The sequence below is a fragment of the Mycobacterium sp. NGS34 genome, from assembly GCF_059812845.1.
On the sequence record NZ_JCALDM010000004.1, the window covers coordinates 106523 to 132547 of the forward strand.

25 protein-coding genes are annotated in these 26025 nt (G+C 67.6%); 12 read left to right on the forward strand and 13 right to left on the reverse strand.

The features are described from left to right. Nucleotides 1–7: 7 nt before the first annotated feature. Both AC5Y7V_RS12165 and AC5Y7V_RS12170 read left to right on the forward strand, forming a co-directional pair. Nucleotides 8–1069, forward strand: coding sequence for a zinc-binding metallopeptidase family protein (locus AC5Y7V_RS12165; RefSeq protein WP_499880297.1), 1062 nt, complete (start codon nucleotides 8–10; stop codon nucleotides 1067–1069). Between the two features lie 39 nt (nucleotides 1070–1108). After that, nucleotides 1109–1948, forward strand: a complete 840-nt coding sequence (locus tag AC5Y7V_RS12170) for a class II glutamine amidotransferase (RefSeq protein WP_499880298.1) — start codon at nucleotides 1109–1111, stop codon at nucleotides 1946–1948. A gap of 4 nt (nucleotides 1949–1952) precedes the next feature. On the opposite strand, the gene AC5Y7V_RS12175 is transcribed toward AC5Y7V_RS12170, so the two are convergent. Together AC5Y7V_RS12175 and AC5Y7V_RS12180 are read right to left on the reverse strand one after the other, a co-directional pair. Then, nucleotides 1953–2765, reverse strand: coding sequence for a sugar phosphate isomerase/epimerase family protein (locus tag AC5Y7V_RS12175; protein ID WP_499880299.1), 813 nt, complete (start codon nucleotides 2763–2765; stop codon nucleotides 1953–1955). Between the two features lies 1 nt (nucleotide 2766). After that, complete coding sequence (locus tag AC5Y7V_RS12180) at nucleotides 2767–3339, reverse strand: SecDF P1 head subdomain-containing protein (protein ID WP_499880300.1); 573 nt, start codon at nucleotides 3337–3339, stop codon at nucleotides 2767–2769. A gap of 94 nt (nucleotides 3340–3433) precedes the next feature. Between AC5Y7V_RS12180 and AC5Y7V_RS12185 the strand changes: the two genes are divergently transcribed. The 8 genes from AC5Y7V_RS12185 (at nucleotide 3434) to AC5Y7V_RS12220 (ending at nucleotide 13037) form a co-directional block, all read left to right on the forward strand. Next, complete coding sequence (locus AC5Y7V_RS12185) at nucleotides 3434–4096, forward strand: TetR/AcrR family transcriptional regulator (protein WP_499880301.1); 663 nt, start codon at nucleotides 3434–3436, stop codon at nucleotides 4094–4096. Between the two features lie 148 nt (nucleotides 4097–4244). Continuing rightward, nucleotides 4245–5447 carry a cytochrome P450 gene (locus tag AC5Y7V_RS12190; RefSeq protein ID WP_499880302.1) on the forward strand — a complete coding sequence of 401 codons (1203 nt, stop codon included), beginning with the start codon at nucleotides 4245–4247 and terminating at the stop codon, nucleotides 5445–5447. Further along, nucleotides 5447–6283: a mycofactocin-coupled SDR family oxidoreductase gene (locus tag AC5Y7V_RS12195; RefSeq protein WP_499880303.1), complete on the forward strand. Its 837-nt coding sequence runs from the start codon at nucleotides 5447–5449 to the stop codon at nucleotides 6281–6283. The genes AC5Y7V_RS12190 and AC5Y7V_RS12195 overlap by 1 nt, the downstream gene beginning before the upstream one ends. Nucleotides 6284–6301: 18 nt before the next feature. After that, a complete protein-coding gene (locus AC5Y7V_RS12200) occupies nucleotides 6302–7270 on the forward strand; it encodes an enoyl-CoA hydratase/isomerase family protein (protein ID WP_067161552.1) in 969 nt (322 codons plus the stop codon). After that, nucleotides 7267–9606, forward strand: coding sequence for a CaiB/BaiF CoA transferase family protein (locus AC5Y7V_RS12205; RefSeq protein ID WP_499880625.1), 2340 nt, complete (start codon nucleotides 7267–7269; stop codon nucleotides 9604–9606). The genes AC5Y7V_RS12200 and AC5Y7V_RS12205 overlap by 4 nt, the downstream gene beginning before the upstream one ends. Further along, on the forward strand, nucleotides 9603–10367 hold the full coding sequence (locus AC5Y7V_RS12210) for an SDR family NAD(P)-dependent oxidoreductase (RefSeq protein WP_499880304.1): 765 nt from the start codon (nucleotides 9603–9605) through the stop codon (nucleotides 10365–10367). The genes AC5Y7V_RS12205 and AC5Y7V_RS12210 overlap by 4 nt, the downstream gene beginning before the upstream one ends. After that, on the forward strand, nucleotides 10364–11617 hold the full coding sequence (locus AC5Y7V_RS12215; RefSeq protein ID WP_499880305.1) for a hypothetical protein: 1254 nt from the start codon (nucleotides 10364–10366) through the stop codon (nucleotides 11615–11617). The genes AC5Y7V_RS12210 and AC5Y7V_RS12215 overlap by 4 nt, the downstream gene beginning before the upstream one ends. 55 nt (nucleotides 11618–11672) lie before the next feature. Continuing rightward, nucleotides 11673–13037 (forward strand): HNH endonuclease signature motif containing protein, encoded by a 1365-nt coding sequence (locus AC5Y7V_RS12220; RefSeq protein ID WP_499880306.1) that lies wholly within the window; start codon nucleotides 11673–11675, stop codon nucleotides 13035–13037. Nucleotides 13038–13827: 790 nt separating this feature from the next. On the opposite strand, the gene AC5Y7V_RS12225 is transcribed toward AC5Y7V_RS12220, so the two are convergent. Genes AC5Y7V_RS12225 through AC5Y7V_RS12245 form a run of 5 tightly spaced genes read right to left on the reverse strand, consistent with a single transcriptional unit; the run spans nucleotide 13828 to nucleotide 19067 of the window. After that, a complete protein-coding gene (locus tag AC5Y7V_RS12225) occupies nucleotides 13828–14949 on the reverse strand; it encodes a M24 family metallopeptidase (protein ID WP_499880307.1) in 1122 nt (373 codons plus the stop codon). Then, entirely contained in the window at nucleotides 14939–16195 is a 1257-nt protein-coding gene (locus AC5Y7V_RS12230; protein ID WP_499880308.1) for a M24 family metallopeptidase, read from the reverse strand. The genes AC5Y7V_RS12225 and AC5Y7V_RS12230 overlap by 11 nt, the downstream gene beginning before the upstream one ends. A gap of 18 nt (nucleotides 16196–16213) precedes the next feature. Next, on the reverse strand, nucleotides 16214–17161 hold the full coding sequence (locus AC5Y7V_RS12235; protein ID WP_499880309.1) for an SDR family oxidoreductase: 948 nt from the start codon (nucleotides 17159–17161) through the stop codon (nucleotides 16214–16216). After that, the gene (locus AC5Y7V_RS12240; RefSeq protein WP_499880310.1) at nucleotides 17155–18378 is read right to left on the reverse strand and encodes a cytochrome P450; all 1224 of its coding nucleotides are present in this window, start codon (nucleotides 18376–18378) and stop codon (nucleotides 17155–17157) included. The genes AC5Y7V_RS12235 and AC5Y7V_RS12240 overlap by 7 nt, the downstream gene beginning before the upstream one ends. Next, nucleotides 18375–19067 (reverse strand): TetR/AcrR family transcriptional regulator, encoded by a 693-nt coding sequence (locus tag AC5Y7V_RS12245; protein WP_499880311.1) that lies wholly within the window; start codon nucleotides 19065–19067, stop codon nucleotides 18375–18377. The genes AC5Y7V_RS12240 and AC5Y7V_RS12245 overlap by 4 nt, the downstream gene beginning before the upstream one ends. Before the next feature lie 158 nt (nucleotides 19068–19225). On the opposite strand from AC5Y7V_RS12245, the gene AC5Y7V_RS12250 reads away from it, so the two are divergent. Continuing rightward, on the forward strand, nucleotides 19226–19702 hold the full coding sequence (locus AC5Y7V_RS12250) for a nitroreductase family deazaflavin-dependent oxidoreductase (protein WP_499880312.1): 477 nt from the start codon (nucleotides 19226–19228) through the stop codon (nucleotides 19700–19702). Nucleotides 19703–19709: 7 nt separating this feature from the next. Here the strand turns inward: AC5Y7V_RS12250 and AC5Y7V_RS12255 are convergent, their stop codons facing one another. From AC5Y7V_RS12255 to AC5Y7V_RS12265, 3 genes are read right to left on the reverse strand one after another with little or no spacing between them, the layout of a single operon-like run. Then, nucleotides 19710–20255 carry a hypothetical protein gene (locus tag AC5Y7V_RS12255; RefSeq protein WP_499880313.1) on the reverse strand — a complete coding sequence of 182 codons (546 nt, stop codon included), beginning with the start codon at nucleotides 20253–20255 and terminating at the stop codon, nucleotides 19710–19712. After that, nucleotides 20255–21403 (reverse strand): serine hydrolase domain-containing protein, encoded by a 1149-nt coding sequence (locus tag AC5Y7V_RS12260; RefSeq protein WP_499880626.1) that lies wholly within the window; start codon nucleotides 21401–21403, stop codon nucleotides 20255–20257. The genes AC5Y7V_RS12255 and AC5Y7V_RS12260 overlap by 1 nt, the downstream gene beginning before the upstream one ends. 43 nt (nucleotides 21404–21446) lie before the next feature. Then, nucleotides 21447–22388 (reverse strand): LysR family transcriptional regulator, encoded by a 942-nt coding sequence (locus AC5Y7V_RS12265; RefSeq protein ID WP_499880314.1) that lies wholly within the window; start codon nucleotides 22386–22388, stop codon nucleotides 21447–21449. Between the two features lie 122 nt (nucleotides 22389–22510). On the opposite strand from AC5Y7V_RS12265, the gene AC5Y7V_RS12270 reads away from it, so the two are divergent. Continuing rightward, nucleotides 22511–23629: a sulfite oxidase gene (locus tag AC5Y7V_RS12270; RefSeq protein WP_499880315.1), complete on the forward strand. Its 1119-nt coding sequence runs from the start codon at nucleotides 22511–22513 to the stop codon at nucleotides 23627–23629. Between the two features lie 59 nt (nucleotides 23630–23688). On the opposite strand, the gene AC5Y7V_RS12275 is transcribed toward AC5Y7V_RS12270, so the two are convergent. The 3 genes from AC5Y7V_RS12275 to AC5Y7V_RS12285 form a co-directional block, all read right to left on the reverse strand. Next, nucleotides 23689–24180 (reverse strand): DUF2231 domain-containing protein, encoded by a 492-nt coding sequence (locus AC5Y7V_RS12275; RefSeq protein WP_499880316.1) that lies wholly within the window; start codon nucleotides 24178–24180, stop codon nucleotides 23689–23691. Between the two features lie 3 nt (nucleotides 24181–24183). After that, complete coding sequence (locus tag AC5Y7V_RS12280; RefSeq protein WP_499880627.1) at nucleotides 24184–24795, reverse strand: hypothetical protein; 612 nt, start codon at nucleotides 24793–24795, stop codon at nucleotides 24184–24186. A gap of 132 nt (nucleotides 24796–24927) precedes the next feature. After that, the gene (locus AC5Y7V_RS12285) at nucleotides 24928–25737 is read right to left on the reverse strand and encodes a SigB/SigF/SigG family RNA polymerase sigma factor (RefSeq protein WP_499880317.1); all 810 of its coding nucleotides are present in this window, start codon (nucleotides 25735–25737) and stop codon (nucleotides 24928–24930) included. Nucleotides 25738–26025: the final 288 nt, after the last annotated feature.

Sequence of the window (26025 nt, forward strand, 5' to 3'; positions counted from 1 at the left end):
GCCTTCGGTGCACGCGTTCGCCTGCCCGGTGTGTCGCAGCTTCGCCCCGTTCGAGTCGAGCCGGTGCTCGAATTGCTCGGCAGAGCTTGGATTACACGTGCCAAGCCGCGCGATGGTTGCGACCGCGTCCGGAATGGCGGTCGTCGACGGCGAGGTCTGGATTCGGTGCACGAGGTCGGCGACCCTCGGCTGCAACTGGCTAGTCCCGGAGCACCAGGAGATCGGCGGCGAGCAGGGGCGATGCCTAGCCGATTCGCTGATCCGCCGAGAGCCCGACGCGGACGACACCATCGCGGTGGAGAAACTGGCGTCGACGGCGGTCGCGTTGCGCCGCTTGGTTTATCAGCTCATCGACATCGGCTTGCCGGTCGACCCCTACTGGCGCCGGGACGGCGGCCTGGCCTTCGATCTGCTGTCCAGTTACAGCGGCGGCGAGCGGGTGGTGATCGGACACGCCGACGGGGTGATCACGATCGACTTGGTGGAGTCACTCGACGCCTACCGGGAGGCGCTGCGGGTCCATCTCGGCGAGCCCTACCGCACCATGCTGGGTCACTTCCGCCACGAGGTCGGCCACTACTACCAGAACTTGCTCGTCGAACAGGATCCCGGCGCCGCCCGCTTTCTCGACGAGTGCCGCGAGATCTTCGGGGACGAGCGCGTGGATTACCAACACGAGATGGCACGACACTACAAATTCGGCGCCCCGCCGGACTGGGGCGACTCCTACATTTCCGAATACGCCACGATGCACCCGTGGGAGGACTTCGCCGAATGCTTCGCGCACTACCTGCACATCGCCGACACCATGGCCACCACCCGCGAGGCCGGGATGGTCTTGCACGCCGACAGGGTCCGCTTCTCGGTGCCGCGTGACATCGTTCCGCTCGCGTCGTACGACGTGGCGCCGATCGACCATCTGCTCGAAGACTGGAAGTGGTTGGCGCTGTTCTTCAATCAGGTGAACACCGCCATGGGCAAGAACCCGCTCTACCCCTTCCAAATCCCACCGCCGGTGGTCCGCAAGCTGGCGTTCGTGCACAAAGTGATTCGAGAGACAGCGCCGTGATTCGAGGGTCCGCGCCGCAGGGGTAGCAAGGAGAACCGGATGTGTCGCTGGGTTGGATATCTGGGCAGCGCAATCGCACCCCGAGAGCTGCTGCACGATCCGCCGCGCTCACTGATCGAGCAGAGCCGCAGGCACGCACCGAACATGGAGATCCCCAACGGCGACGGAACGGGGCTGGGCTGGTACGAGCACCGCGCGGAACCGGCGCTGTTTCGCAGCATCACGCCGGCGTGGGGCGACGAAAACCTCTTGGAACTGGCCACGGAGATCCGCACCCGACTGTTCCTCGCCCACGTGCGGGCCGGGACCGGGACGCCGGTGCAGCAGACCAACTGCCACCCGTTCCGCTACGGAAATTGGCTCTTCGTGCACAACGGACATGTGGCCGGGTATCAACGGTTGCGCCGGGACCTGCTGCTCGCCGTGCACCCCGACTTGTTCGGCAACATCACGGGATCGACCGATTCGGAGGTGATGTTTCACCTCGCGCTGACCTTCAGCCTCGCCGACGACCCGATCGCCGGGATCGCCCGGATGGCAGGTTTCGTCGAAGCGACCGCCGCCGAAGCCGGCGTGGACGAGCCCGCCCTGCAGATGACGCTGGGGGTCAGCGACGGCGCGCGACTCTACGCGGTCCGGTACGCCAGCGGACCCGAGGCGAACACGCTGTTCGTCAGCCAAGATCCGGCGTCGGTGCGCATGCTCTACCCCGACGACGAGGGAGGAGAGCACTTCGCCGACGATTCCCGTGTGGTGGTTTCCGAACCGTTGACCCGGCTGCCGGGGATGTGGCGGGAAGTGGCGCCCGGGACGGCGCTGATCATCGGGCGTGACGTCGAAGAACGATCCTTCCGGCCCATCAGCCCGGCCGCCGCCTGACGGCTCAGGCCATCTCGGACAACAAGCGGCGCGCCGCCTCGACGCAGGGGCGGAGGCGATCGATGGGGCTGACGCCGGCCAGCGCCAACGACCTTCTCGGGACTTCGATTTCGATCACGACGTCGGCGGGAAGCGCGGAAAGTATTTCGGGTAGCGGCAATTCGCCCTCACCGGGAACCATGCGCTCGAACATGGCCTCCTCCATGTAGTTGTCGCCACGCGGCTGCAGGGTCGTGTCGTTGACTTGGGCATATCCGATGTGATCGGGATCGATGGCCGCGACGTCGGCGGCGGTCGAACCGGATCGAACCAGGTGCATCGTGTCGATCAACAGCCGAAAGTCGGGCCGCGCGACGTGTTCCCGGGCGGCCATCGCGGTGGGCAGGTCGCCCACTGTCAGGCCCGGCACCGGTTCGACGACCGTCTCGATTTCGCGTTGGGCGGCGAGCTCCGTCAGGGCCGCGAACTGGTCGAACGTGCGGCCGAGGTCGGGGTCGAGGCTCACGACGTTGATCCGCGGAACCGCGAGCTCGGCCAGCGCGTCGAGATCGCCTGTGAATTCGCTCATCTCGGCGCCGGGCAGTACCAAGAACCCGTCGCCCAGCGAGATCGTGACGCCGCGGTGATCCATCGCGGCCAGCACGTCTCGCCGCAGTGCCGCGTCCTTCAGGGAGAAGGGCGGGTAACCCAGCGCTACCAGCGGAAGCCCCCGCACCACGGCCGACATGTGCCTGCAACCGAGGTCGGCGGTGAGGTCGACGAATTCCACTGGCGGAAGGCCGAATCCGCCGAGGAAGCCGATGCTGAGGCGGTCCATGCTACGCGGGGCGTCCGGCCAATTGCGCCAACTGGTCGGCGGCCTGGGCTGTTTGGGTGGTCAACGCGATCTTCCCGGAGGTCACCGGCTCGACGATGATCGGCGCCTCGAGCACCATCTCGTCGCGGATGAAGGCGACGTGGTCCTGCAGGTGGGTGGCGGTGAAGGTCGCCCAGGCCCCCGCGGACACCGGGTCCATGGTCAGGCTCACCTCGTAGAAACCGGACGTCAGCGACGCCGGCGGGTCCACGTGGATCAGGGCCAGTTGCATCGTCTCGGGGCCCAACGTATACAGCGTCGTCCGGGCGAGGTCGCAGGTAACCAGGACGTTGGCCGGTGCCACCGGGGCGTTCGGATTCGTGGCGGGGCACTTGTTGGGCGTCGTCGGCTGCGACTTCTGCACCGGCCGAACCGGCAAGGGCTGGATGCTCACCGTGGGCGCCGACTGGGTGGTCGTCGGCACCGCGGCGGTGGTCGGCGTGGTGGCGGAGTTGTGGTGTGGCGCCGAGTGGCAGCCGCACAGCACCGCACCGAGCAACAGGGCGCTCGTGAGGCCGACGGCGCGGTGAATCATTGCTCCAGACTTTCACCCGGCAACCCGTTGTGTCGGCGCGACACGCTCTTTACGGACACTACGAATATAGAGTAATCTCCCCAGGATACCTGCGATGGACAAACGACGAAAGCCCAACCCCACCGAACGCCGCCGCGACCTTTGCGACGCGGCGATCCACCTCTTGTCTCACGACGGGGCCAAGGGGCTGAGCCATCTCAAGGTGGATCGCCAGGCCGGGGTCCCGGACGGCACCACCTCGTTCTATTTCCGGACCCGCTCGGCGCTGCTGCGCGCCGTGGCCGAGCGGCTGGCGGAGCTGGACCTGGCGAGCCTGCAATCCGTGGCGGACGGGGCCGACGGCGCAGACGGTCGGCCGACCAACACGTCGCCGTCGCGGTTGTCGCAGGTGGTGATTCAGGCCGGCAACGAACCGCAGCTGTCGCGAACCCGGGCCCGCTACGAGCTGACCATGCAGGCCACCCGCGATCCGGCAGTGGCGGCGATCCTGCAGCAGGCAACCGACGCATTCACGAAACTGCACCGCGAAATCCTGGTGCAGCTGATGCCGCGCGGCGCCGAGCTGGAGTCGGCCGTGGTCGAGGATCTGAGCAACATCACACTCACCTTCATCAATGGCCTGATGCTGCGCTTCGCCCATGGCGACCGAATCGTCGACACTCCCGAACAGCTCGACGGGATCCTGACGGCGATGGCCACCGGCATCCTGAAGAACCCGAACAAGGGCCGGCTGACCGGAACCGGTGGGGCCGGATGAGTTCCGTGTCGGGGTCTTGCCAGGGCACCCGCCGTATGGTTCTCTACGAGAATAGAGTGAACCCGCCATATTTAAGCGAAGCGTATAAATTGCGCCGCGGCGGATAACTCGATGCGTATACGAAAATGTCGGCGGTAGGAGGGATTTCGTGACGGTGAGCACGGACAGCGATGTCCATTTCGACCCATACGACGTCGAGCTGATCGCCGACCCGTATCCGATGTTCGCGCGCCTGCGCGACGAGGCGCCGCTGTACTACAACGCCGAATACGACTTCTTCGCGTTGAGCCGGTACGCCGATGTCAACAAGGCCCTCGTCGACCACGGCACCTACAGCTCCGCCCGGGGCGTGATCCTCGAGCTGATCAAGGCCAACCTTGAAATCCCCTCGGGCATGCTGATCTTCGAGGACCCGCCGATCCACGACGTCCACCGCAAACTGCTGTCGCGAATGTTCACCCCGCGCAAGATCAACGCGCTGGAGCCGATGATCCGGGACTTCTGCGCTCAGCTCCTGGATCCACTGGTGGGTTCGGGACGATTCGACTTCGTCACCGATCTCGGCGCGATCATGCCGATGAAGGTCATCAGCACGCTGCTCGGCATCCCCGAGGACGACCAGGAGTACATCCGCGACCGCGGCAATGCGCAGCTGCGCACCGAGGCCGGGAAGCCGATGAAGGCCGCGGAGCACGGCCTGTCCGTCGGCGAGCAGTTCGAGGCCTACATCGACTGGCGGGCCGACAATCCATCCGACGACATCATGACCGATCTGCTCAATGTCGAGTTCGTCGACGAGACCGGCACCACGCGGCGGCTGACCCGTAGCGAGATCCTGGTGTACCTCAACGTCGTTGCCGGAGCGGGCAACGAAACCACGACCCGGCTGATCGGTTGGGCGGGCAAGGTGCTCGCCGAGCATCCCGATCAGCGCCGCGAGCTCGTGCGAAACCCCGGGCTCATCCCGCAGGCGATCGAGGAGTTGCTGCGCTACGAGCCGCCTGCCCCGCACATGGCCCGGTACGTGACCCGCGACGTCACTTGGTACGACCAGACGGTGCCCGAGGGCAGCGTGATGATGACGCTCCTCGGGTCCGCCTGCCGCGACGAGCGCCAGTTCGGGCCCGACGCCGGCCTGTTCGATATCCATCGCGAACCCCGGCCCCATCTCACCTTCAGCGTGGGCACGCACTTCTGCCTTGGCTCGGCGCTGGCCCGCTTGGAAGGCCGGGTCGCGCTGGAGGAAGTCCTCAAACGCTTTCCGGAGTGGGACGTCGACCTGGCCAACGCCAGGCTGAGCCCGACGTCGTCGGTGCGGGGCTGGGAAACCTTGCCGACCGTGGTGCCCTGATGACGGGCCGGGTAGCAGGGAAGGTCGCCTTCATCACCGGGGCGGCCCGGGGGCAGGGCCGCAGTCACGCGGTGCGCCTGGCGCAGGAGGGCGCCGACATCATCGCGATCGACGTGTGCGGACCGATCGAAAACCTGGCCTACCCGCACTCCACCCCCGAGGACCTCGCCGAAACCGCCGACCTGGTGAAGGGTCACAACCGTCGCATCGTGACCGCACAGGTCGACGTGCGCGACTACGAGTCGCTCAAGGCCGCGGTGGACGGCGGCGTCGAGCAACTCGGGCGTCTCGACATCATCGTCGCGAACGCGGGCATCGGCACGTTCGGCAACAAGCTGCACAAGATTCGCGAGAACGTCTGGCAGGACATGATCGACGTGAACCTGTCCGGCGTCTGGCACGCCGTGAAAGCCGGTGTGCCGCATATCATCGCCGGCGAGCGTGGCGGCTCGATCGTGCTCACCGGCTCGGTCGGATCGCACAAGGCCATGGCCTACACCGGCCATTACATCGCCGCGAAGCACGGCGTGATCGGCCTGATGCGCGCATTCGCGGTCGAGCTAGGCCAGCACATGATCCGGGTGAATTCGGTGCACCCCAGCCAGGTCAACACGCCGATGACGATGAACGAGGTGACGTTTCGCCTGTTTCGGCCGGACCTGGAGAATCCCGGGCCCGACGATTTCGCGCCGTTCTCGCAGATGACCCACACGCTGCCGGTGCCCTGGGTCAAGGCCGCCGACATCAGCAATGCCGTCCTGTTCCTCGCCTCTGACGAATCCCGTTATGTCACCGGCGTTTCGCTGCCCGTCGACGCGGGTGCCTTGCTCAAGTAGAGAAGTGGAGAAGAACCGATGCCCGAGTACGACTACGAGAAGCTGAAGAAGGAAGCCGAGCAGTACATCAAGTTCGAGAAGGACAAGAAGAACCGGATCGCCTACATCACCTTCGACCGTCCCGACGCCCAGAACGCCACCACGCTGGGCATGCGGCAGAACTACGCCGACCTGATCCACAAGTGCAACGTCGACGACGACGTCAAGGTCGTCGTGATCCGTGGCGAGGGCGAGGATTTCGGCAGCGGCGGGGACCTGCCCGAGCAACGCCCGATGCTGGAGAACCCCGGCCTGCCGCTGTTGCACGAGCTCGCGATCAACGACGACGACGTCAAGTACCCGCCGGGCGGGTCGTACCGCTACCTGTCCACCGTCACGGACTTCTACGCCAAGGCCCGCGCGGGAAACCGCCCGCTGCAAGAACTTCGGAAGATCAGCATCATCGAGGCCAAGGGCTACTGCTACGGGTGGCACTTCTATCAGGCCGGCGACGCCGATCTGGTGGTGTCCTCCGATGACGCCCTGTTCGGGCACCCCGCGTTCCGCTACGTGGGCTGGGGCCCGCGCCTGTGGTGGTGGGCGGAGACCATGGGGCTGCGGAAGTTCTCCGAAATGCTGTTCACCGGGCGGCCGTTCAGCGCGAAAGAGATGTACGAGTGCGGTTTCGTCAACAGCGTGGTGCCCCGCGAGAAGCTGGAAGAAGAGACGCTGAAGTACGCGATGGCGTGTTCGCGCTCCCGGCCCACGGACACCGTCGCGGTGCAGAAGACCTTTTTGGAGCTGTACAAGCAGCACAAGGGCGAGTATTTCGGCAGCCTGCTCACCGGCATGGTCGAGGGCATGTTGCCGCTGATCCAAAACGACGCGCAAGAGGTCGACTTGACCGAGGGCACCTTCGAGAAGGGCCTCAACAACGTGGTGAAGGACAACGACCTGAACTTCCCGCCGGAATGGCGCTTGAGCCGCTCGGGACGGAAGAAGCCCTGACCGCACTGACGGGCTTCCGCATCGTTGAGTTGGCCGACACGGTCGCGGGGGAGTACTGCGGAAAACTACTGGCCGATTTCGGCGCCGAGGTCATCAAGGTCGAGGCGCCGGAATGCGGCAGCCGCACCCGCGCGATGGCCCCCCTCCTCGCCGACGGGCCCGAAGGCAGCGCTCTGTTCGCCTACCTCAACACCAACAAGCGCTCCGTCGTCCTTTCCGACGAGCGCTTGCAAGTGCTGATCGATTCGGCCGACGCGGTCATCGAAGACCGCGAATCGGGCCGCTCCGAACGGCATCCGTCGGTGGTGTTCTGCTCGATCACCCCGTTCGGCGCCGGCGCGCCCGCCGAGTTCCGAAACGCCAAGAGCCTGACCGTTTTCCACGCCAGCGGTTGGGGCTATCACACCCCGAGTCACGCCGATCCGGGCAAGCCGCCGTTGCAGGGACCGGGTCGCTTCCTGGCGGACTACGAGGCGGGTTTGGATGCGGCGCTGTGTGTCGCGTCGGCGCTGTTCGGGCGGCTGCACACTGGTCGGGGCGAGGCCATCGACGTCTCGGGGCACGCGGTGCTGGTCTCCCGCGCCGATTGCATCCTGGGCCGATTCATCACGGGGGAGGTTCCGGCAGCAGGCCGCCGTGACGATTACGACCAGGCGGGCCCGGCGTCGTTCTTCGCCTGCGCCGACGGATTCGTCTACCTGTACATGACCAGCCGGGCCCATTGGAGCGGCCTGAAGGAGCTGCTGGGCCATGCCGACTGGCTGGACGCGTTCGAGGACGACTGGCTGGAGTTCTCCGTCACGGCCGAAAAGGTCGACGCGTTCCGGCGGGGTTTCGCCGCATGGGTCAGAGGCATGCCCAAGGAGTCCGCCGCCGAGCGGGCCCAGCGCCTGGGGGTGCCGTTGGTTCCGGTCAACGAGGCCGGGGATCTGCACCAGTCGCCGCAATACCGCCACCGTGGGTTCTTCCAGAAGGTGAGTCACCCCGCGTTGGGCGAGGCGGCGTATCCCACCGTTCCGTACATGCTCGGCGCGTCGCCGGCCCGAATCACTGCCGCCGCACCCACTCTCGGCGAACACACCGACGCGGTCCTCGACGGGCTCGGCGCGCCGCGCACACCGCCGTCGGCCAGGGCGCCGCAACTCAAGGCGCCCAAGCGGCCGCGCGGCGGACCGCTGCAGGGAGTCCGCGTGGTCGAGCTCACCAAGGTGTGGGCCGGTCCGTACGCCGGCAAGCTCCTGGCGCAGCTGGGCGCCGAAGTGATCAAGGTCGAAACCGCCGGCGCCCCCGAGGAGATGCGGGCCTACGGCGGCACCGACATCAACCACGCCCCATACTTTCTCAGCATCAACCACGAGATCCTCAGCATGGAACTCGACATCAAGGCGCACGAGGGCATGGCGCGGCTGCGCGAGCTGATCGCGCGCAGCGACATCATCGTCAACAACCTGCGGCCGGGCGCGATGGAGCGCCAGGGCTTGGGCTACGAGCAGCTCGCGGCGATCAAGGCAGACATCATCTCGGTGTCGATCAAGATGTGGGGCAACGACGGGCCGCTGGGTCATCAAACCGGTTATGCCCCATGCTTCGCCGCGCTGGCCAGCCTGGCATCGCTGGTCGGCTACCCGGGCGGGCCGCCGCTCGGGACGAGCATGCGCTACGGGGATTCCACCGTCGGAGCCGCCGCCGCCTACGCCGCCGTGGTGGCGTTGCTGCATCGGGAGCTCACCGGCGAGGGCCAGTTCGTCGACCTGTCGGCGGTGGAGACGCTGTCCTCGATGGTGGGGGACTGCCTGCTCGAACAAAGCCTCACCGGAAACCGCCTGGGCTCCAACGGCAACCGGCATCCCGACATGTGCCCCCACGGCTGCTACCCGTGCAAGGGCGGCTCGTGGATCGCCGTGGCCGTGGCCGACGACGCCGAATGGCGCCGGCTGTGCCAGGTATTGGGCGGCGCTGAGCTGGTTGGCGATGCGCGCTACGCCACGATCGACGCCCGGCACCACCACGCCGGCGCGCTGGACGACGACCTGGCGCGGCTCACCCGCGGACACGATGCCGAGGATCTGGCGCAGCGCCTGCGGTCGGCGGGCGTGCCGGCATGCAAGAGCGCCACGGTGATCGACACGATCGGCGATCAGCGTTTGTGGGACCGCGAGCTGTTCCGCTTCGTCACGGATCACCGCGAAGGCCAGCGCCCGATTGTCGGCCCGTCGTGGCGGCTGGCGCGGTCCCCAGCGTGCATCGAACGCGGCGCACCGGACTTGGGCGAAGACACCGACTACGTCCTGCGTGAGATCCTTGGCGCGGGATCAACGACGGGAGGCACGAGGTGACGGCCACCCTGGCGGACACCGCGGCCCTGGTGACGGGCGCCAGCAGCGGTATCGGAGCCGCAACCGCGAAAGCGCTGGCGGCAGAAGGCGCCGCGGTGGCGCTCCTCGCGCGTCGGGCCGACCGGCTCGCCGACGTCAAGGCGGAGATCGAATCCGCCGGCGGCACCGCGCTGGTCGTCACCGCCGACGTGACCGACGCCGACGAGGTATCGGCGGCGGTGCAACGCACACTCGCCGAGTTGGGCCGGCTAGACACCGTGGTGAACAACGCCGGGCTGATGCGGTCCGACCCCGCCGCCGAGGCCCGTCTGCAGGATTGGGACGACATGGTCGCGGTCAACGTGCGCGGCGTCCTTTACGTCACCCGCGCCGCGCTCCCGCACCTGCTCGAGGCGGCGGGCAGCTCGCCGCGCGGTGTCGCCGATCTGGTCACCATCAGTTCCACCGGCGGCTGGGTGGCCCGGCCCAACACAGCGGTGTACTCGCTGACCAAATTCGGGGTGAACGCGTTCAGCGAGGGGATCCGCCAGGAGGTGCTCGGGAGCCGGGTGCGCGTCGGGGTGGTGGCTCCCGGAACCGTCGACACCGAGATCTTCGGCCACCTTTCCGGCCCGTCGCGCGAGGCCGTCGCGCGCCAGACCGCCGGCATGGTCAAGTTGCGGCCCGAAGACATCGCCGACGCGGTGCTCTACATGGTGACTCGCGATCGCCGGGTCGCCGTCAACCACATGCTGGTGCGCGCGGCGGAACAGACTTGGTGAGTTACGGCGAGCGGTTCGGCCTCGCGATCCCGGCCGACCCCAACGCTTTACGCGGCGGCGGCGCGCGGTTTCTGACCGAGGCGTTTCGGGCGTCGGGTGTGCTCGCCGACGGCAACGCCGTCACCGCCGTAACCGAGTTCCGGGAAGTGGCGGGGGGCAGCACCGGGCGCAAGGTCGTGCTGTCGGTCGAATACGCCAGGCCGCAACCCGATCTGCATACCGACCTCTTCGTCAAGTTCTCCCGCGATCTGGACAACCCGGTGCGCGACCGGGGAAGGACGCAGATGGAGCCGGAGGTCCGGTTCGCCGCGCTGTCCCGAACACCCGGATTTCCCATCGCCGTCCCCGCGGTGCAGTTCGGCGACTACGACCGCGAGACCGGCACGGGAATCCTGATCACCGAACGAATTCCGTTTGGCCGCGGGGGAATCGAGCGCCAGTACCACAAGTGTCTGGACTATGACATGCCCGACCCGATCGGCCACTACCGCGCGCTCCTGACCGCTTTGGGGCGCCTCGCCGGCACCTACGGGTCCGGACGCCTGCCGGCGCGGCTCGCCGCGCACTTCCCGCTCGATGTGCGGGCCGCGACCGTGGGGAACCGCGCACCGGTGGGCGCCGACAAGCTGGACCGGCGCGTGGCCCAGCTGGCTGAATTTGTGGAAGCCAACCCCGGGTTGGTGCCCGCCAGCGTTGGCTCGCCGGAGTTCCTGGCGCGCCTGCGCGAAGAGGTGCCGCGGGTCGCGCGTCACGAGCACACGATCATGAGCCAGCTGGCCGACGACTCCGACTACATCGCGCTGTGCCACTGGAATGCCAACATCGACAACGCCTGGTTTTGGCGCGACGGCGTACTGTGCTGCGGCTTGCTGGACTGGGGATGCGTCGGCCAGCTGAACATGGGCATGGCGATCTGGGGTGCCATGTCCGGCGCCGAAACCGATTTGTGGAATGAGCATTTCGACGAGCTGCTGGAATTGTTCGTATCGGAGGTTGAGCGCGTTGGTGGCCCGCACCTCGATCCGGACCGGCTGCGCCGGCACACGCTGATGTACGCCGCGGCGATGGGGGTCGCGTGGTTGTTGGATGTGCCGGCGTTGATGCGTGCGCGATTTGGCGACACCGCACCGGCGAGCCGCACGGATCCGCGGATCAGGGACGACGAGAGCGTGCGTGCGCCGTTGCAGATGCTCGCGAACTTGCTGAATCTTTGGGACCGGAATGGCATGGAATCCCTTGTGTCACATTAGTTTCAGTGGTCACAAATCTGGGATTCTTGTCGGTGGGTGTTCGTACGATTCGGGTATGGGTTCGGGCAGTCGTGAGGAGATCGTCGAGGTGTTCGGCGATCTCAAGGGGGTGCTGAAACGGCTGCGGGATTTGTCCTTTGACGTGTTGACCACCCCGGAACGACTGCGGGCCCTCGCATGCCTGGAATCCGCGGCGCGCGGGCTACGCGCCCCGCAGCACACGGTGATCAATCAGGTCGGCGCCCAAGCCAGCGCCGAAGAACTCGGCGGCACGCTGCGTGGTGCGCTGGCCGACCGGCTGCGGATCACCAAGGCCGAGGCGGCCCGGCGCATCGACGACGCCGAGGATTTAGGTGAACGCCGCGCGCTCACGGGTGAGTCATTGCCACCGCTTATCCCCGCGACCGCGGCCGCCCAACGTGACGGGTTGATCGGCGACGGGCACGTGCGGGTGATCCGCAGCTTTTTCGCCCACCTGCCCGCTGAGGTGGACCTATCCACCCGCGAGGCCGCCGAGGCCGACCTGGCCGGCAAGGCCCGCCACTACCGCCCCGACGAGCTCGCCAAATACGCCCAGCGGATCATGGACTGGCTGCACCCCGACGGGGAATTCAGCGACCAAGAGCGGGCCCGCAAGCGCGGGATCGTTCTAGGTAACCAGGAATTCGACGGCATGTCACGCATCAGCGGGCTGGTCACTCCCGAGCTGCGGGCCGCGATCGAGGCCATGTTGGCCAAGCTGGCCGCTCCAGGGGCGTGCAATCCCGAAGATGAGATCCCGGTCGTCGATGAGACACCCGACGAGCAGGCGGTGCGTCGCGACACCCGCACCAGCGCCCAACGCAACCACGACGCGTTCCTGGCCGCACTGCGCGCCCTGTTCGCCTCGGGAAAGCTGGGCAACCACAACGGGTTACCGGTGTCGATCGTGGTCACCACCACCCTGCCGGAGCTGGAGGCGGCCACCGGCAAAGCCCTGACCGCCGGCGGCACCCTGGTGCCCATGTCCGATGTGATCCGCTGGGCCGGCCACGCCCACCATTACTTAGCGATTTTCGATAAGGCCAAGCCGCTGGCGCTGTATCACACCAAACGCCTGGCCTCACCGGCCCAGCGGATCATGCTCTACGCCCGCGATCGCGGCTGCACCAAACCCGGCTGCGACGCCCCGGCCTATCACAGCCAGGTCCACCACGTCACCGGCTGGAACACCACCCGCCGCACCGACATCGACGACCTCACCCTGGCCTGCGGACCCGACAACCGCCTCGCCGAACACGGCTGGACCACCCGCACCAACGCCCGAGGCGAAACCGAATGGATCCCGCCCCCACACCTGGACCGGGGCCAGCCCCGCACCAACAACTTCCACCACCCCGAACGATTCCTGCGCGACACCGACGACGACAAACCCGTCTGACAGACTGACTGGTAGTCCGCGGCGGACCCACGGTGCCTCGTTAATCGGTGCGCCGCGCCACAACTCGCGCCTCGATGCACACGACGGCGCCAGTGGATTGGCGAGTCTTTCGAGAGCATCCGGATCGGCCTACAGTTAAAGGTTGCCTTGCGGCAATGGCAGGCGTTGCCAATCCAAATCGGGGAAGGAGTTTGGCCAACAAAATGCCCGATCTCACATCAGGGTTCCACATGATCACTTAGCGGCGAAGGTGGTGGGTAGTCAATGAACAAAATATGGCTCGTCCCGATAGTGGCATTCTGTTCGATTTTCTTCATGCCGGCCCCGCAGGCCAATGCCGGCTTGTGTGATTATCCCGCCGTCCTCACCGGCGCCACGGTCTTCTTTTCCCAAGGGGCGTACTGCGATTGGCCGACCGAAATCAATGGATCACATCTGCACTGCGAGGCCGGGGGCATCGGTGTTGACGCCGGTGCGGCCATTGGCGGCGGCGCTACTCTCGGCCTTGGTGGCGCGGGCGTCGGCGGTGTCAGTTGCACATGGAGGTGCCCCGACAACACCATGGCACCGGCACCAAATCCCCCGGGCGCGTGGAAGTGGTATATGGTTCCTGTTCCGACTGCGTGCAAAGATCACATGGAGCCGGCCGGATTTGCGAGCGCACCCGTCCTGCCCGTTGAAGGCATGCCAGTTCCGGCACCACCTCCCGCATCGGTAGGTGGACCGGTACTACCGCCGTTAATGCCGGAAACGGAACTTCCGCACTGACAGGCGGCAGTAAGGTTTTCGATCAGGCGTCGCCCCAGGATGGGCTGGCGGTCAGCACCTCTGGGCCACCGTCGGTGATGTGGACGGTGTCGCGGCGGAGCACCGCGCCGACGCCTTCTTGCCACACGTAGCCGGTGATCGCCAGCACCATCCCGGCGTCGAGGCGGTCGTCTTCGCCTGCGGCCGAAAGCGTTTCGGAGACGACGGGCGGATCGAAACCCAATCCCAAACCGTGCGCGACGGGCGTGGGCGGTACCGGCTCACCGGCGGCATGGTAGGCGGCGAGCAGACCGGCCGCGGGCGCGCCGGGGCGACACGCCGCGATCATCTTGTCGAACAACGCATCCGACCGTCCGAACAGCTTCCGTGTCGAGCCGTTGGCCTCCTTACCCGCCGGCCAGGTTCGGCCGACTTCACCGACGTACCCGTCCGCCAGCGCACCCGCGGCGAAGGCGACAAGGTCGCCGGGCCGTACCTCGCTGTGGCCGCGTCGCCACGGCTGTTCGCGCGAAGTCACCCACGCGACGTCCTGGGTCGCAGGCGTACTGACGCCGCCGGCGGCCATGGCCTCCAGCGCGGCCGCGGCGAGCGCCCGCTCCGACACCCCGGGCCGCAATTCCCCGATGGCGGCGGCGAGTCCGTGTTCCGCCACGCGCAGGGCCGGACCCATCGCCGCGATCTCATCGGGCGTCTTGATGCGGCGCGCCGTCCGCATGGCGGGCTCGGCGTCGACGAGCTCGGCGTTGGGAAACGCTTCCGGTAGCAACGCGGCGAAAGTCGGTGTGATGGCGTCGGTTCCGACCCGGCGCGCCGCCTCGGCCCCGTCGATCTTCTTCAAGACGTCGATCAGTGTCATTGGGTTCCAGGCCAACCCGTAGAGGTGATCGTGGCCGATCTCGTCGGGGACGCCCTCGTCGTCGGTGCTGTTGAGGTAGATGTCACCGGTGGCGCGCACCACGACGCACATCGGACCGAACGGACGCGTCCCGGCGATCCACAGCTGGGGGGCGCCGGTCACGTAACGAATGTTGGATTGTCGCCCCAGCACCAGCATGTCGAGATCGTGTGCGGCCATCTGGGCCAGCGCGCGTTCCCGACGCCCCGTTCGCAACTCGACGGGGTCGGGCGAAATTTCAGTCGCCATAGGGGGAGCCATAGGGGGAGTAGGGGTAGTCGGTGATCGGCGTGTAGCCGTCTTCGGTGATCACCACGATCTCCTCACTGCGATAGCCGCCTGTGCCGTCCTCCCACACCACCGGTTCGAGCACCAGCACCATGCCGGGCGCAAAGACGAAGTTGTCGTCGAACTCCTCGCCGAGATCGGTTCCGATCATGGGTGCCTCGGCCGGATAGGTGCCGATGCCGTGGCCAAGGTAGAAGTGCGGCAGCCACGGCTTGCGACCCCCGTTGGCGGCAATAGCAGCGCGCGCCAGATCGCCCGATGTGACGCCCGCCTTCGTCACCTGGAGCACGGCATCGAGGATGGCTTTCCACTGTCGAAACTGGTCCTGCTGCCGTGGCGAGGGCGGGTCGCCGACCACCCAGGTCCGGCCGAAGTCCGAGCAGTACCCGGCGTAGCTGATGCTGATGTCGGTCCACAGCACGTCACCGGCGGCCAGCTCGCGAGCCGAGGGCAACAGGGGCAGCGCGAGGTCGCCGTGCGTCGTCCAGACACCGGCCTCCCGCGAGCTGGGCATCACCTGCCAGATGGCCTCGAGCATGTTGGTGGTGGCGCCCAGCTCGAACGCACGCCGAACCAGCTTGGCCGACAGATCAATCTGGCGCACGCCCGGCGCCAGGGCCGCTTGCACGTCGACCACGGCCTGTTCGGTGATCCGACAGGCCCGGCGAAGGCAGGACAGCTCGTCGCGCGTCTTGACCAGTTGCGCGGCGCCGAGCACGATCGCGGCATCCGATGGCGGCCCGGCGGGAAAGAGCGTGTCCGCCGATCGCCGCATCGCGCCGGTGAGCTCGTCGACGGCGACGGTCGCGCCCCGCGGGATCAGGCCCGCCAGCGTCCGCGCGAAATCCCGTACACCGCTGTCGAATTCCAGATAGACGGGACCGTGCAGGTGGTCGTCGGGCACCGGCGGATCCCGCGGTTCCAGCGACGCCCCGGCGCGAAGCGGCATGAACAGATGCGGGTGTTCGTCGTCGGCCAGCACGACGGCCACCGGACGCTCCACGTGCGAGAGGCCAGCGTCGATCAAGGCCCAGCTGGCGCCCGTCGCGTACCCGACATAGCCGTTCATCAGGAGGATGAGCGCGTCGACGCCGTGGTCGGCCATCGCGGCGCGAATTCGCGCGCCGGTCTCGGCGCGCATCCGTACGAAGTCCGGCTCGTCGGGAATGTCGATCACCGAGCCGCGGGCGGTGAGCGAGTTCGTCATCGCATCATCCTCCCTTTGTCATCCGGGGTACGTCACGCCGGTGAGCCGTTCGGACATCTGCCACAGCCGGCCCATGTCCGCCTCGCCGCACGCCGAACGGGGGACTGCGGCCATGGTGACTCCGCCCCCGGCGGTTTCGTAGAGGCCGCGCGGCCCGTAATAGGTGCCGCCGCGGGCGTCCGGCGACACCGCCGCGTACAGGGTGGGCTTGATGCCCTCGTCGACGTCGAGCCACATGAACGGCAGCAGCCGCCACGTCAGGCGGGTCAGGCGGGCCTGCAGGGTCGGCCTGTTGCGGCCGTAGGACGCCCCGCTGAGCAGGTTGGTCTTGCTCAGCCCGGGGTGGGCCGCATTGGCCATCAAGCGCCAGCCGCCGAGGCGGCTGCGCCGATCCAGTTCCATCGCGAACATCAATTGCGCCAGCTTGGCCATCCCGTAGGAGCGCATGGGTCGGTAACCATGTTGGGCGTTGGGATCGCCGAAGTCGAGGTTTCGCTGGGTTGCGGCGATGCTGCTGACGGTAACCACCCGCGCGGACTTCGCCGCGCGCAGCAACGGCAGCAGGTGTCCGGTCAGCGCGAAGTGGCCCAGATGGTTTGTGCCGAACTGCAATTCGAATCCGTCGCGCGTCTCCTGGCGCTGCGGCGGCGTCATGACGCCCGCGTTGTTGATCAGGATGTCGATCGGCCGGCCCTCCGCGACCAGCTCCTCGCCCAGCGCCGCCGCGCTGCGCAGCGATGACAGGTCCAGATGCCGGATGGTCAGCTTGGCCCGTGGCGCCTCCCGGCGGATCTCGGCGATCGCGGCTTCGCCCCTGGTTCGGCAGCGAACCGCCAGGACCACGTCGGCGCCCGCCGCCGCCAGGCTCGTCGCCAGGCCGAGGCCGAGCCCGCTGTTGGCGCCGGTGACGACGGCGCATTTGCCGGACAGATCGGGCACGTCGAGGGACAGGTCGGGCTTCACCATGTAACGGGGAGCTCGTACACGCCGTAGGCCAGCGTGTCGTGTTTGAAGGGAAGCTCCTCAAGGGGCCCGGCCAACCGCAGCGTCGGGACCCGGCGCAGCAGGGTGGGCAAGACGATCTGCAATTCCATCCGGGCCAGTTGCTGGCCCACGCATTGGTGGCGGCCGTAGCCGAAGCCGACGTGCGCGCCGTCCTCGCGCAGCAGGTCCAGCCGGTCCGGGTTGGGGAATTGGCGGGCATCCCAGTTGGCCGGCGCGACATCGAGGATGATGCCCTCGCCGGCCCGGATGGTCTCGCCGCCGACCTCGATGTCCTCGACGGCGATGCGACGCTGACCCGTCTGGATGATGCTCAGGTACCGCATCAATTCCTCCACCGCGGTGGCGATCACCTTCGGGTCGTCGGCGTCGCGCAGCAGCGCCCTCTGGTCGGGATGCTCCAGCAGCGCCGCGACGCTGAGGCTGATCATGTTCGCGGTGGTCTCGTGGCCGGCGATCAGCACGCCGAGCGCGAGTTGCGTCGCCTCGCGCACGCTGAGCTCGTCGCCGTTGACGCGTTCGGCGAGGTCGGACACCAAATCCTCTGAGGGGCTTTGCATCTTGGCGCGGATCAGGTTGGCCAGGTATTTCGCCAACGAGGCGGCCCCTTTGGCCGTGTCCTCTTCGGTCGCGTAGCGGCCCGTGCCCCGCTGGGCTTGCTCCTGGAAGAAGTCCGCGTCCTCGTAGGGCACGCCGAGCATCTCGCTGATGACGAGCGACGGCACGGGTAGCGCCAGCGTGCTGACGATGTCACCGGGATTGGGACCGGCCAGCAGCGCGTCGATGCGCTCGTCGGCGATCTTCTGCACCGCGGGGCGCAGCGCTTCGACCCGCTTGAAGGTGAAGGGTTTTGACAACATCCGGCGAAACCGGGTGTGCTCCTCGGCGTCGGAGGTGAAGACGGAACGCGGCCGGGTGTGGACCGTCGCCAGCATGCCCTCGTTCCAGTGCGGGTAGCCCGGCAGCCGGTCGTCGACGCTGGTGCGGGAGTCCGTGAACAACGCGCGGATCGCGTCGTAGCCGTGAATCAGCCAGGGGGTGCTGCCGTCCCAGATCCGCACCCGGCTCAGTTGCCTGGTGTCGTTGAGCGCCAAGGCTTCCGGCGGCGGCGCGAACGGGCAGCCCGGTGCCCGCGTCATCGGAAACTCCGGGACGTGGGTCGCGGTGGTGGTGTCGGTCATTCTGCTCCTCGGTCGTCATCCGCCGCGTTCACGTGCACCGGCGCGCGCCACAGGCCGACGATCGCGTCGATCAGGCCCTCGCCGGCGACCGGCCAGCTCGAACGCGACCGCGGACCGTGTTCGGCGAGCGCGGCCTCATGCTCGGCGCAGGTGTGCATCAGCAGGTTGCGGACCATCGAGATCCGTTCGTTGCGCACCCGCTTGGGCAGGTCGGGGAGGCAGCGGGTGATGCCGTCGATCGTCCGGACCAGCAGCGGCGACGTCAGCGCATCCTTGGTGACGACGTGGCGATAGGTGGGGTCCGCCATCGCCTGCGCGGCGAACCGGGCATACCAGCTGGGCGTCCCCAGCGCGGCCAGATGATCGGTAAGGGGGCGCACCAGCGTGCCCACCCAATCGCGGAGCTCGGTCGAATCGCCGATGTCGGCCAGCATTTGCGCGCGCAGCTCCTCGATCGGCTCGCGGTGTTTGCTCTCGATGGCCCGGAGCAGGTCGGTCCTGGTCCCGAAGTGGTAGCAGGCCGCGGCGTTGTTGCCCTGCCCGGCGACCTCACTGATCTGGCGGTTGGACACGGCATACATGCCACGCTCGGCGAACAGCACCTCCGCGGCCGACAAGATCGCCTCGCGGGTGCCGGTCGACCTCCCGGAGCGGGCCATCCTCTGAGCGGTCATCGACCCAGTGAACACGGCCCGCGATATTAAATCAAGCAATTTATTTCGATCCGACAAGTTCGCCGAGCCCGTAATTTTGCAGGCCTCCACTCGTACTTCTCCTGCGGATTTACCGGCTCGGCGATTGTCGGTCCGAACGAATTGACCCGACCGCGCCGGACTAGAGTACGCGTGTGAATCCGCTGCAGCGGGTGGCGCGAAACCCGACCGCATACACGTGGCTGATCCTGCGGGGGCGAGCGGTCGCCGAAGGAATCGAAGCCCTGCTCCGGTTCGCAACCAACGGACGCCTCGGGGTCCTGGACGTGACCGGTGTACCCAACATCCAGGTGACCACCTCGGGGCGCAAGACGGGCCTCGCCCGCACAGCCACCGTGCAGTGCGTCCCCGACGGGGATTCGCTACTCGTGGTCGGGTCCAATTGGGGCCTCGCCCGGCATCCGTCGTGGTCGGCGAATCTCAAAGCGACGCAACGGGTCACCGTTCGCAGGCGCGGGCACCGCTTCGTCGCGAAGGTGCGGTTGCTCACCGGCGAGGAGCGCGACGAAGCGTGGGCGCGGGTGGTCGCGAACTGGCCGAATTATCAGATCGCCCAAGACCGCGCCGGCGGACGCCAGTTCCGCCTCTTTCGTCTGACGCCGGCCGACTGACCGGCGCTCAGCCGGCCAGCCCGCTTTTGATCGCCGCGTCTTGTTTCTGGCCGACGTCGGTGACGAGGTCCGGGGGCACGAGCGCGTCGGGCGGCCCGTCGAATTCAAGCTCCGCGAATGCCTTTCCCTCGCTGAACATCAGCACGGTGACGCTCTTGGAGCCGTCGGGCGAGGGTCCCGAGATCGTCGTCCCGCCGGTGCCGATCGAGATCGGGTCGGGCACGCCGTGGACATAACCGTCCGTCGACGCCTTCGCCGATTCCAGGGCGCGGAGCGCGGCCGGGGGATCCGGCAGGATCTCAATGCTGTCGTAGATGACATACGAATCCAGGGGTGTGCGGCCCCGGTCGCGAAAGGTGGTCGTGGCGCCCGGCCGACCGTTCGGGTTGTTGACCGGCGTTGAGGCCCTGAAACTTCCGGGCGCGTTGATGTCGCCGGCCCGGATCAACAGCCCGGTGTAGTCGGGCGGATCGGCGAGCGCGCGCGCCGGCGTCCCGATCAGCGTCGTAGCGGCTATCAGCGCCGGGGCGCCCCAGCGGGCGCCGCGCGCCATCACGCCGGCCCGAGCGCGTCGAAGATCAACTTCCCGTACATCGCCATGCGATCCGAGCCGAGGATGCCCGGCCCCATCTTGTTCATCACGTAGGAGACGGTGGCCTTCCGGTCGGGCCACATCAACACCATCGAGCCGCCCCACCCGCCCCAGAAGCAGATCTTCTCGTCGGGAACGTAGGGGAGCGAGTCCTTTTGGGGAAGCCCGTATCCGAGGCCCCAGCGCAGCGGCGCGGGCAGCACGAGGTCGACGCCGCTGGCCTGTTCTTCGAAGATCTTCTCGACGGTCTCGGGCTTTAGCAGCCGAACCCCACGAGCCTTGCCGCCCAACGAAATCACCGACAGGATCGTGGCCAGCGACCGCGCGTTCCCGTGCCCGTTGAGGGCGCCCATGTCGGCGTCGCGCCACGCCGGCGTGTTGGCGGCATCGGCATTGGGCGGCGGACCGATGAAGGTTTTGCGCATCGGGCTGTCCTCGGGGAGCGACTCGAGGGGCAGCTCCAAAGGAGGCGGCGGCACGATCTCGGCGATGCGGTCGTAATCGGCACGCACCGCGCCGATTTGGAAGTCGGCGCCCAGCGGGCCGGCGATTTCGTCACGGACGAACTCTTTCAGCGTTTGGCCCGTGACGCGGCGAATCAGCTCACCGATGAGATGGCCCTGGTTGTGGGCGTGGTAGCCCGACGCGGTCCCGGGCTCCCACCACGGCGCCTGCGCCGCCAGGGCCGTCGTGGCCCTATCCCAGTCGTACATGTCCTCGGTGGCGAACGGCAGGTCCCAGCCGGACACACCGGATGTGTGCGACAGGATGTGGCGAATCTCGATGTCCTGCTTGCCGTTTGCGGCGAATTCCGGCCAGTAGGCGGCCAGCGGTGCGGTCGGCTCGATCAGGCCGCGGTCGATGAGCATCAGTGCGGCCAGGCTGGTGACCGTCTTCGTGGAGCTCCACACGTTGACGATGGTGTCCTCGGCCCAGGGGGTCGTGCGTGCCGCGTCGCTGTAGCCGCCCCAGATGTCGACGACGGTTTGGCCGCCGATGTCGATGGCGATGCAGGCGCCGACCTCTTCGCCGGAGGAGATGTTGTCGGCCAGCGCGGTCCGGACCTCGTCGAATCTGTCGTCGCAGTGCCCGTGCACCACGCTTGTCACCACGAACGGAACATATGCGACGGTGCAGCCGGGAGCAAGGGTGCTAACCCGCGACCTGGCTGGTGATGTGCGAGAGCAGGTCCCGCGCGACCCCTGCGGGCGGTGTGCGGCCGCCCACCCAGATGGCGCGCAGTTGGCGCCTGAGGTTCAACTCCGGGACGTCCACCGTGCGGAGCCGCCCGATCGCCAGATCGTCGGCGACGGCCAGCCGGCTCATCACGGCGGGCCCGGCGCCGGCCGCAACGGCGGCGCGCACGGCGGCGGCGGAGGACAGCTCGAGGACCGGTTCCGCCTGTCGGGTCGAATCGCCCAGCGCGTGGCGCAGCGCGGTGGTCAGCGAGTCGCGCGTCCCCGACCCGGGTTCGCGGGTCACCAGCGGTGTCCGGCTCAGTTCCGCAGCGGTGATCGGTCGCTGGCGCTGCGCCCACTTGTGATTCGGGGGAACGATCAGCACGAGGTCGTCGTGCCCGACCACCCGGGTGCGCAATCCCCTTGGCGCGTGCGGGGTCTCGATGAACCCCAGATCGGCTTTTCCGTCGCTGACGGCGGTGATCGCCTGGTCGCTGTTGGTGGCGGTCATGATGACTTCGGGCGTCGCGGCGCCCAGCCGGCTCGCCGCCACCTGGAGCGACACCAGCCAGCGCGGCATGAGCTGTTCGGCGATCGTCAGGCTGGCCGCCACTTTGACGCGCTTGCGACGTTCGGATCGCAGTGATGCCAAGCCCGCGTCGACGTATTGGGCGACGTCGAGCAGTCGATCCGCCCACTCGGCGACTACGACTCCGGCCGGCGTCAGTCGCGAACCCCGCGGGGTGCGCACGACGAGCGCGATGCCGGTCTGCGCCTCGATCGATGCCAGCCGCGCCGAAATGGCCTGCTGTGTCAGGCCGAATTCCCGGCCCGCGGCGGCCAGGCTGCCGGTCCGGGCGATCGCCGTAAAGATCTCGAATGCCGACAGGTCGGGCATGTGGGTGCTGAGCGGCATGGCGATCCTCCGATGGGCACAAGGCGGCTTTGTGGCATTCGGGCCTGACACAAGTAAAGCTTGTGACCCCACAAGATTCATCCCCCTGGCCGCGACCGGTCGGCTGGGGAACCATTGCTTACATGACAACGAGCGCCATGGCCCCCGCAACAGCATCGTGGGGCAAGCGCGACGACATGATCGTGCGGGGGCGCCTGCCGTACAACGCCGAACCACCGCCGGCGGTGCTGGCCGACAGCGACATCACCCCGATCGACGCGTTCTACGCCCGCAACCACGGCCGGTTTCCGGATATCACGCCGCAGCACTGGCAGCTGGCGGTCGCCGGGCTGGTGGACAGGCCGCTCGCGTTGACATATGAGCAGCTCACCACCGAATTCGACCAACACGACGTGGTGGCCACCCTGGCCTGCGCCGGCAATCGGCGCGCCGAGATGCTGCGGGTGCGGCCCATACCGGGAAAGGATCCCTGGGCGCACGGGGCGATCTCGACGGCCGAATGGCGCGGCGTGCGGCTGGCCGACGTCCTCGCGGCCGCCGGCTCGCGCACGGACGAGGGGCTGCATGTCGCCCTCCAGGCCCCCGACGTCGCAGCGGAGGCCCGGCCTGTCCAGGCCTACGGCGGCTCGATCCCTCTGGGTAAGGCGATGTCGCCGGAAGTCCTGCTGGCGTGGCAGATGAATGGCGAACCCCTGCCCCGCGCCCATGGCGGGCCGGTTCGGCTGGTGGTGCCCGGGTACATCGGGGCGCGCAGCGTCAAATGGATCACGGCCGTCACCGTGCAAGGCCGCCCGTCGGACAACTACTTCCAGGCGCACGACTACCGCATCCTGCCCGCGGACGCCGACCCCGACACCGCGGCCGGCGGCGAGGGCATCGCGCTGTCGTCGTTGGCGCTGAACTGCGACATCCTCGATCCCACCGACGGCGACCGGGTGTCCCGCGGCCCGCTGACCATCCGCGGCTATGGAATCGCGGGCGACGGCCGCAGCGTCGAACGCGTCGACGTATCGCTCGACGACGGCCTCACCTGGCGCCGGGCCGACCTGCACCGCGCGCCCAGCAAGTGGTCGTGGCGGCCGTGGTCGCTGGTCGTCGACGCCGAGCCCGGGCCCATGCGCATCACGGCCCGCGCCTGGGACGACACCGGTACCGCCCAGCCGGAGTCGGCGGCGTCGCTGTGGAACCCGCGCGGATACGCCAACAACGCGTGGGCGCGGGTGGCCCTGACCGTGGTGTGAGCCGGCTAGCGGCGATCGCGAGGGCGGCGGAGCCGGGCGAAGCGGGTCGCCGCCATGGGCTACGTCCCGTTGGACTTCTGCAGCCGCGCGATCTCGCCGCCCCACACCGACTGGGCGCCCGCGTCGCCCGTGCGATAGACCTGGATCGTCGACGAGATACCCACGGCGAGCGCGATTATCGCGGCGACGAGGTGGGCGAGGAGCCGGCGCTTGTCGGATCGGCGTTCGACCACGCGCAGCACGACGAGGCCGATCGCGACTACCAGCATCGCGGCGGCGAAATAGACCATGGTGCCGCCCCGTTCGGCGTGTTCCTGCAGGATGGGGCTGGGCTTTTTCCGCAGGTCATACAGCCATTCCCCGGCGTTGACGGTGATCGGCGTGATCACCATCGTCGCGACGGCCAGCGCCAGCGTGAGCCACATCAGCTGTCCCCGCCGGGCCGGCCGCCACAGGCCGCACACGATTTCGAGCAGCGCGGTCAGCGGCACGAGCACCACCACCAGATGCAGCCACAGGGCATGCGCCGGCAGGCCGTTGACGACGTTCATACGTCAGCCGCCAAGCCCCTTCTTCACCGCGTCGTCTTGCTTCTGGGCGACGTCGGTGACGAAGTCCTGCGGCGGGAGCGAGTCGACCGGCCCGTCGAATTCGAGCGTGACGAACGCCTTGCCCTCGGTGAACAACAGCACCAAGATCCCCTTGGAGTTGTCCGGCGCGTTCCCGGACACCGTCGTTCCGCCGGTTCCGACGTTGAACGGTTGCGTCGTCGGATTCTTGATGTTGCCGCCCTGCGCGCCCTTGGCCGCGTTCAGCGCGTTGGTGGCGGCGCCGGGGTCGGCGAGCACCTGGATGGTGTCCTTGATGACGTGGCTGTTGTCGTCGGTGCTGAAGGTGATGGCGGCGCCCGGCTGCCCGTTCGGGTTGCTCGTCGGAGGGGCGGGGTTGAACTGTATCGGCGCGTTGATATCGGTCGCCTTGATCAACCAGCCGGTGTAGTCGATTGCCGGTGCCGCGGACGCGGAAGTGGGAGCCGCGCTGCCGGTACCCGACGCCGGGCTGGATGAGCCCGACTTCGGCGTCGATGACGTCGAGGGCGCCGGCTTACTGCCGCAGCCGGCCACCGACGCCGTCAGCGCCGTGGCGACCGCAACGCCGGCGACCATCGTCCGAGACGTCCGAGAAACCCTCATCGCATCGCGCCCCTTCCAGGCTGATTCTGGCGGCACAGTCGACCGGTGCCCGAATCGCACAGTACATCGCCAGGGGCCAGCGGGGGCCGCGCCGTTGGGAACGACCTAATCCAGTTGGTCGCGCAGGCAGCGCAGGGTGTGGGCCAGGATGCGAGACACTTGCATCTGCGACACGCCGATGCGCTCGGCGATCTGGCTTTGCGTCATCGACTCGAAGAACCGCATGTGCAGCACCTGCCGTTCCCGCTCGGGCAGTGCGCCCACGATGGCACGCACGGCTTCGCGGTTGGTGATGTGCTCGATTTGCGGATCGACGTCGCCGACCGCGTCGGCCACCAGGCGGGGCTTGCCCGACCCGTCGGCCCCAAGGGGCGCGTCCAGGGAGTCGAGCCGATAGGCATCGCCCGCGACAAGGCATTCGATGATTTCCTCGCGCGGGACCTCCAGCACCCGAGACAGCTCACCCGCGGTGGGGGCGCGCCCCAGCTTTTGGGCCAAATCGCTGGTGGTGCGACTGATTTGGACATGCAGTTCACGCAAGCGTCGCGGCACCCGCATGCCCCAGCTGTAGTCGCGGAAATACCGCCGGACCTCGCCCATCATGGTGGGAACCGCGAACCCGATGAAGCTTGGGCCCTTGTCGGGATCGAAGCGGTTCACGGCGTTCATCAGCCCGAGGCGGGCGACCTGAATTAGATCGTCGAGGCCTTCGCCACGCCGAGCGAAGTGGCTGGCCACGTGGTCCGCCAGTGGTAGGCAACGAGCGACGATGCGTTCGCGCTGACGGGCGTACTCGTGGGATTCCGCGGGCATCTGGCGCAGCGCGACGAACATCTCGACAACGTCGTCGTAGGAATCGTCCGTTTTTCTGCTGGCTTGTCGGGTGGGTCGCGATGGGGTCGCTACGCCGGTCATCGGCTAGAACGCATCGCCAAAAGATTTGTGCAGGAAGGGATTTGCATTGTTGGCCCACTTTCGGGGTCGTGTGCGGCGGGGCATCGCAGAAATGCGCACAATCGCCTCCGCCACACCTGTATCCGCCGGACAAGTCGGTGATCAGCAGCAACAACGAGGGGTGACCGGAGTGTTTTCGCCGGAGCCACGCCATACTCAGCAGCAGTGCGGCTGACTTACCGCTTTTAGCTAAACGGCGACCTGTCCAGAAACGGACTTCACTGACGACTATACGCTCCATCGGGCACA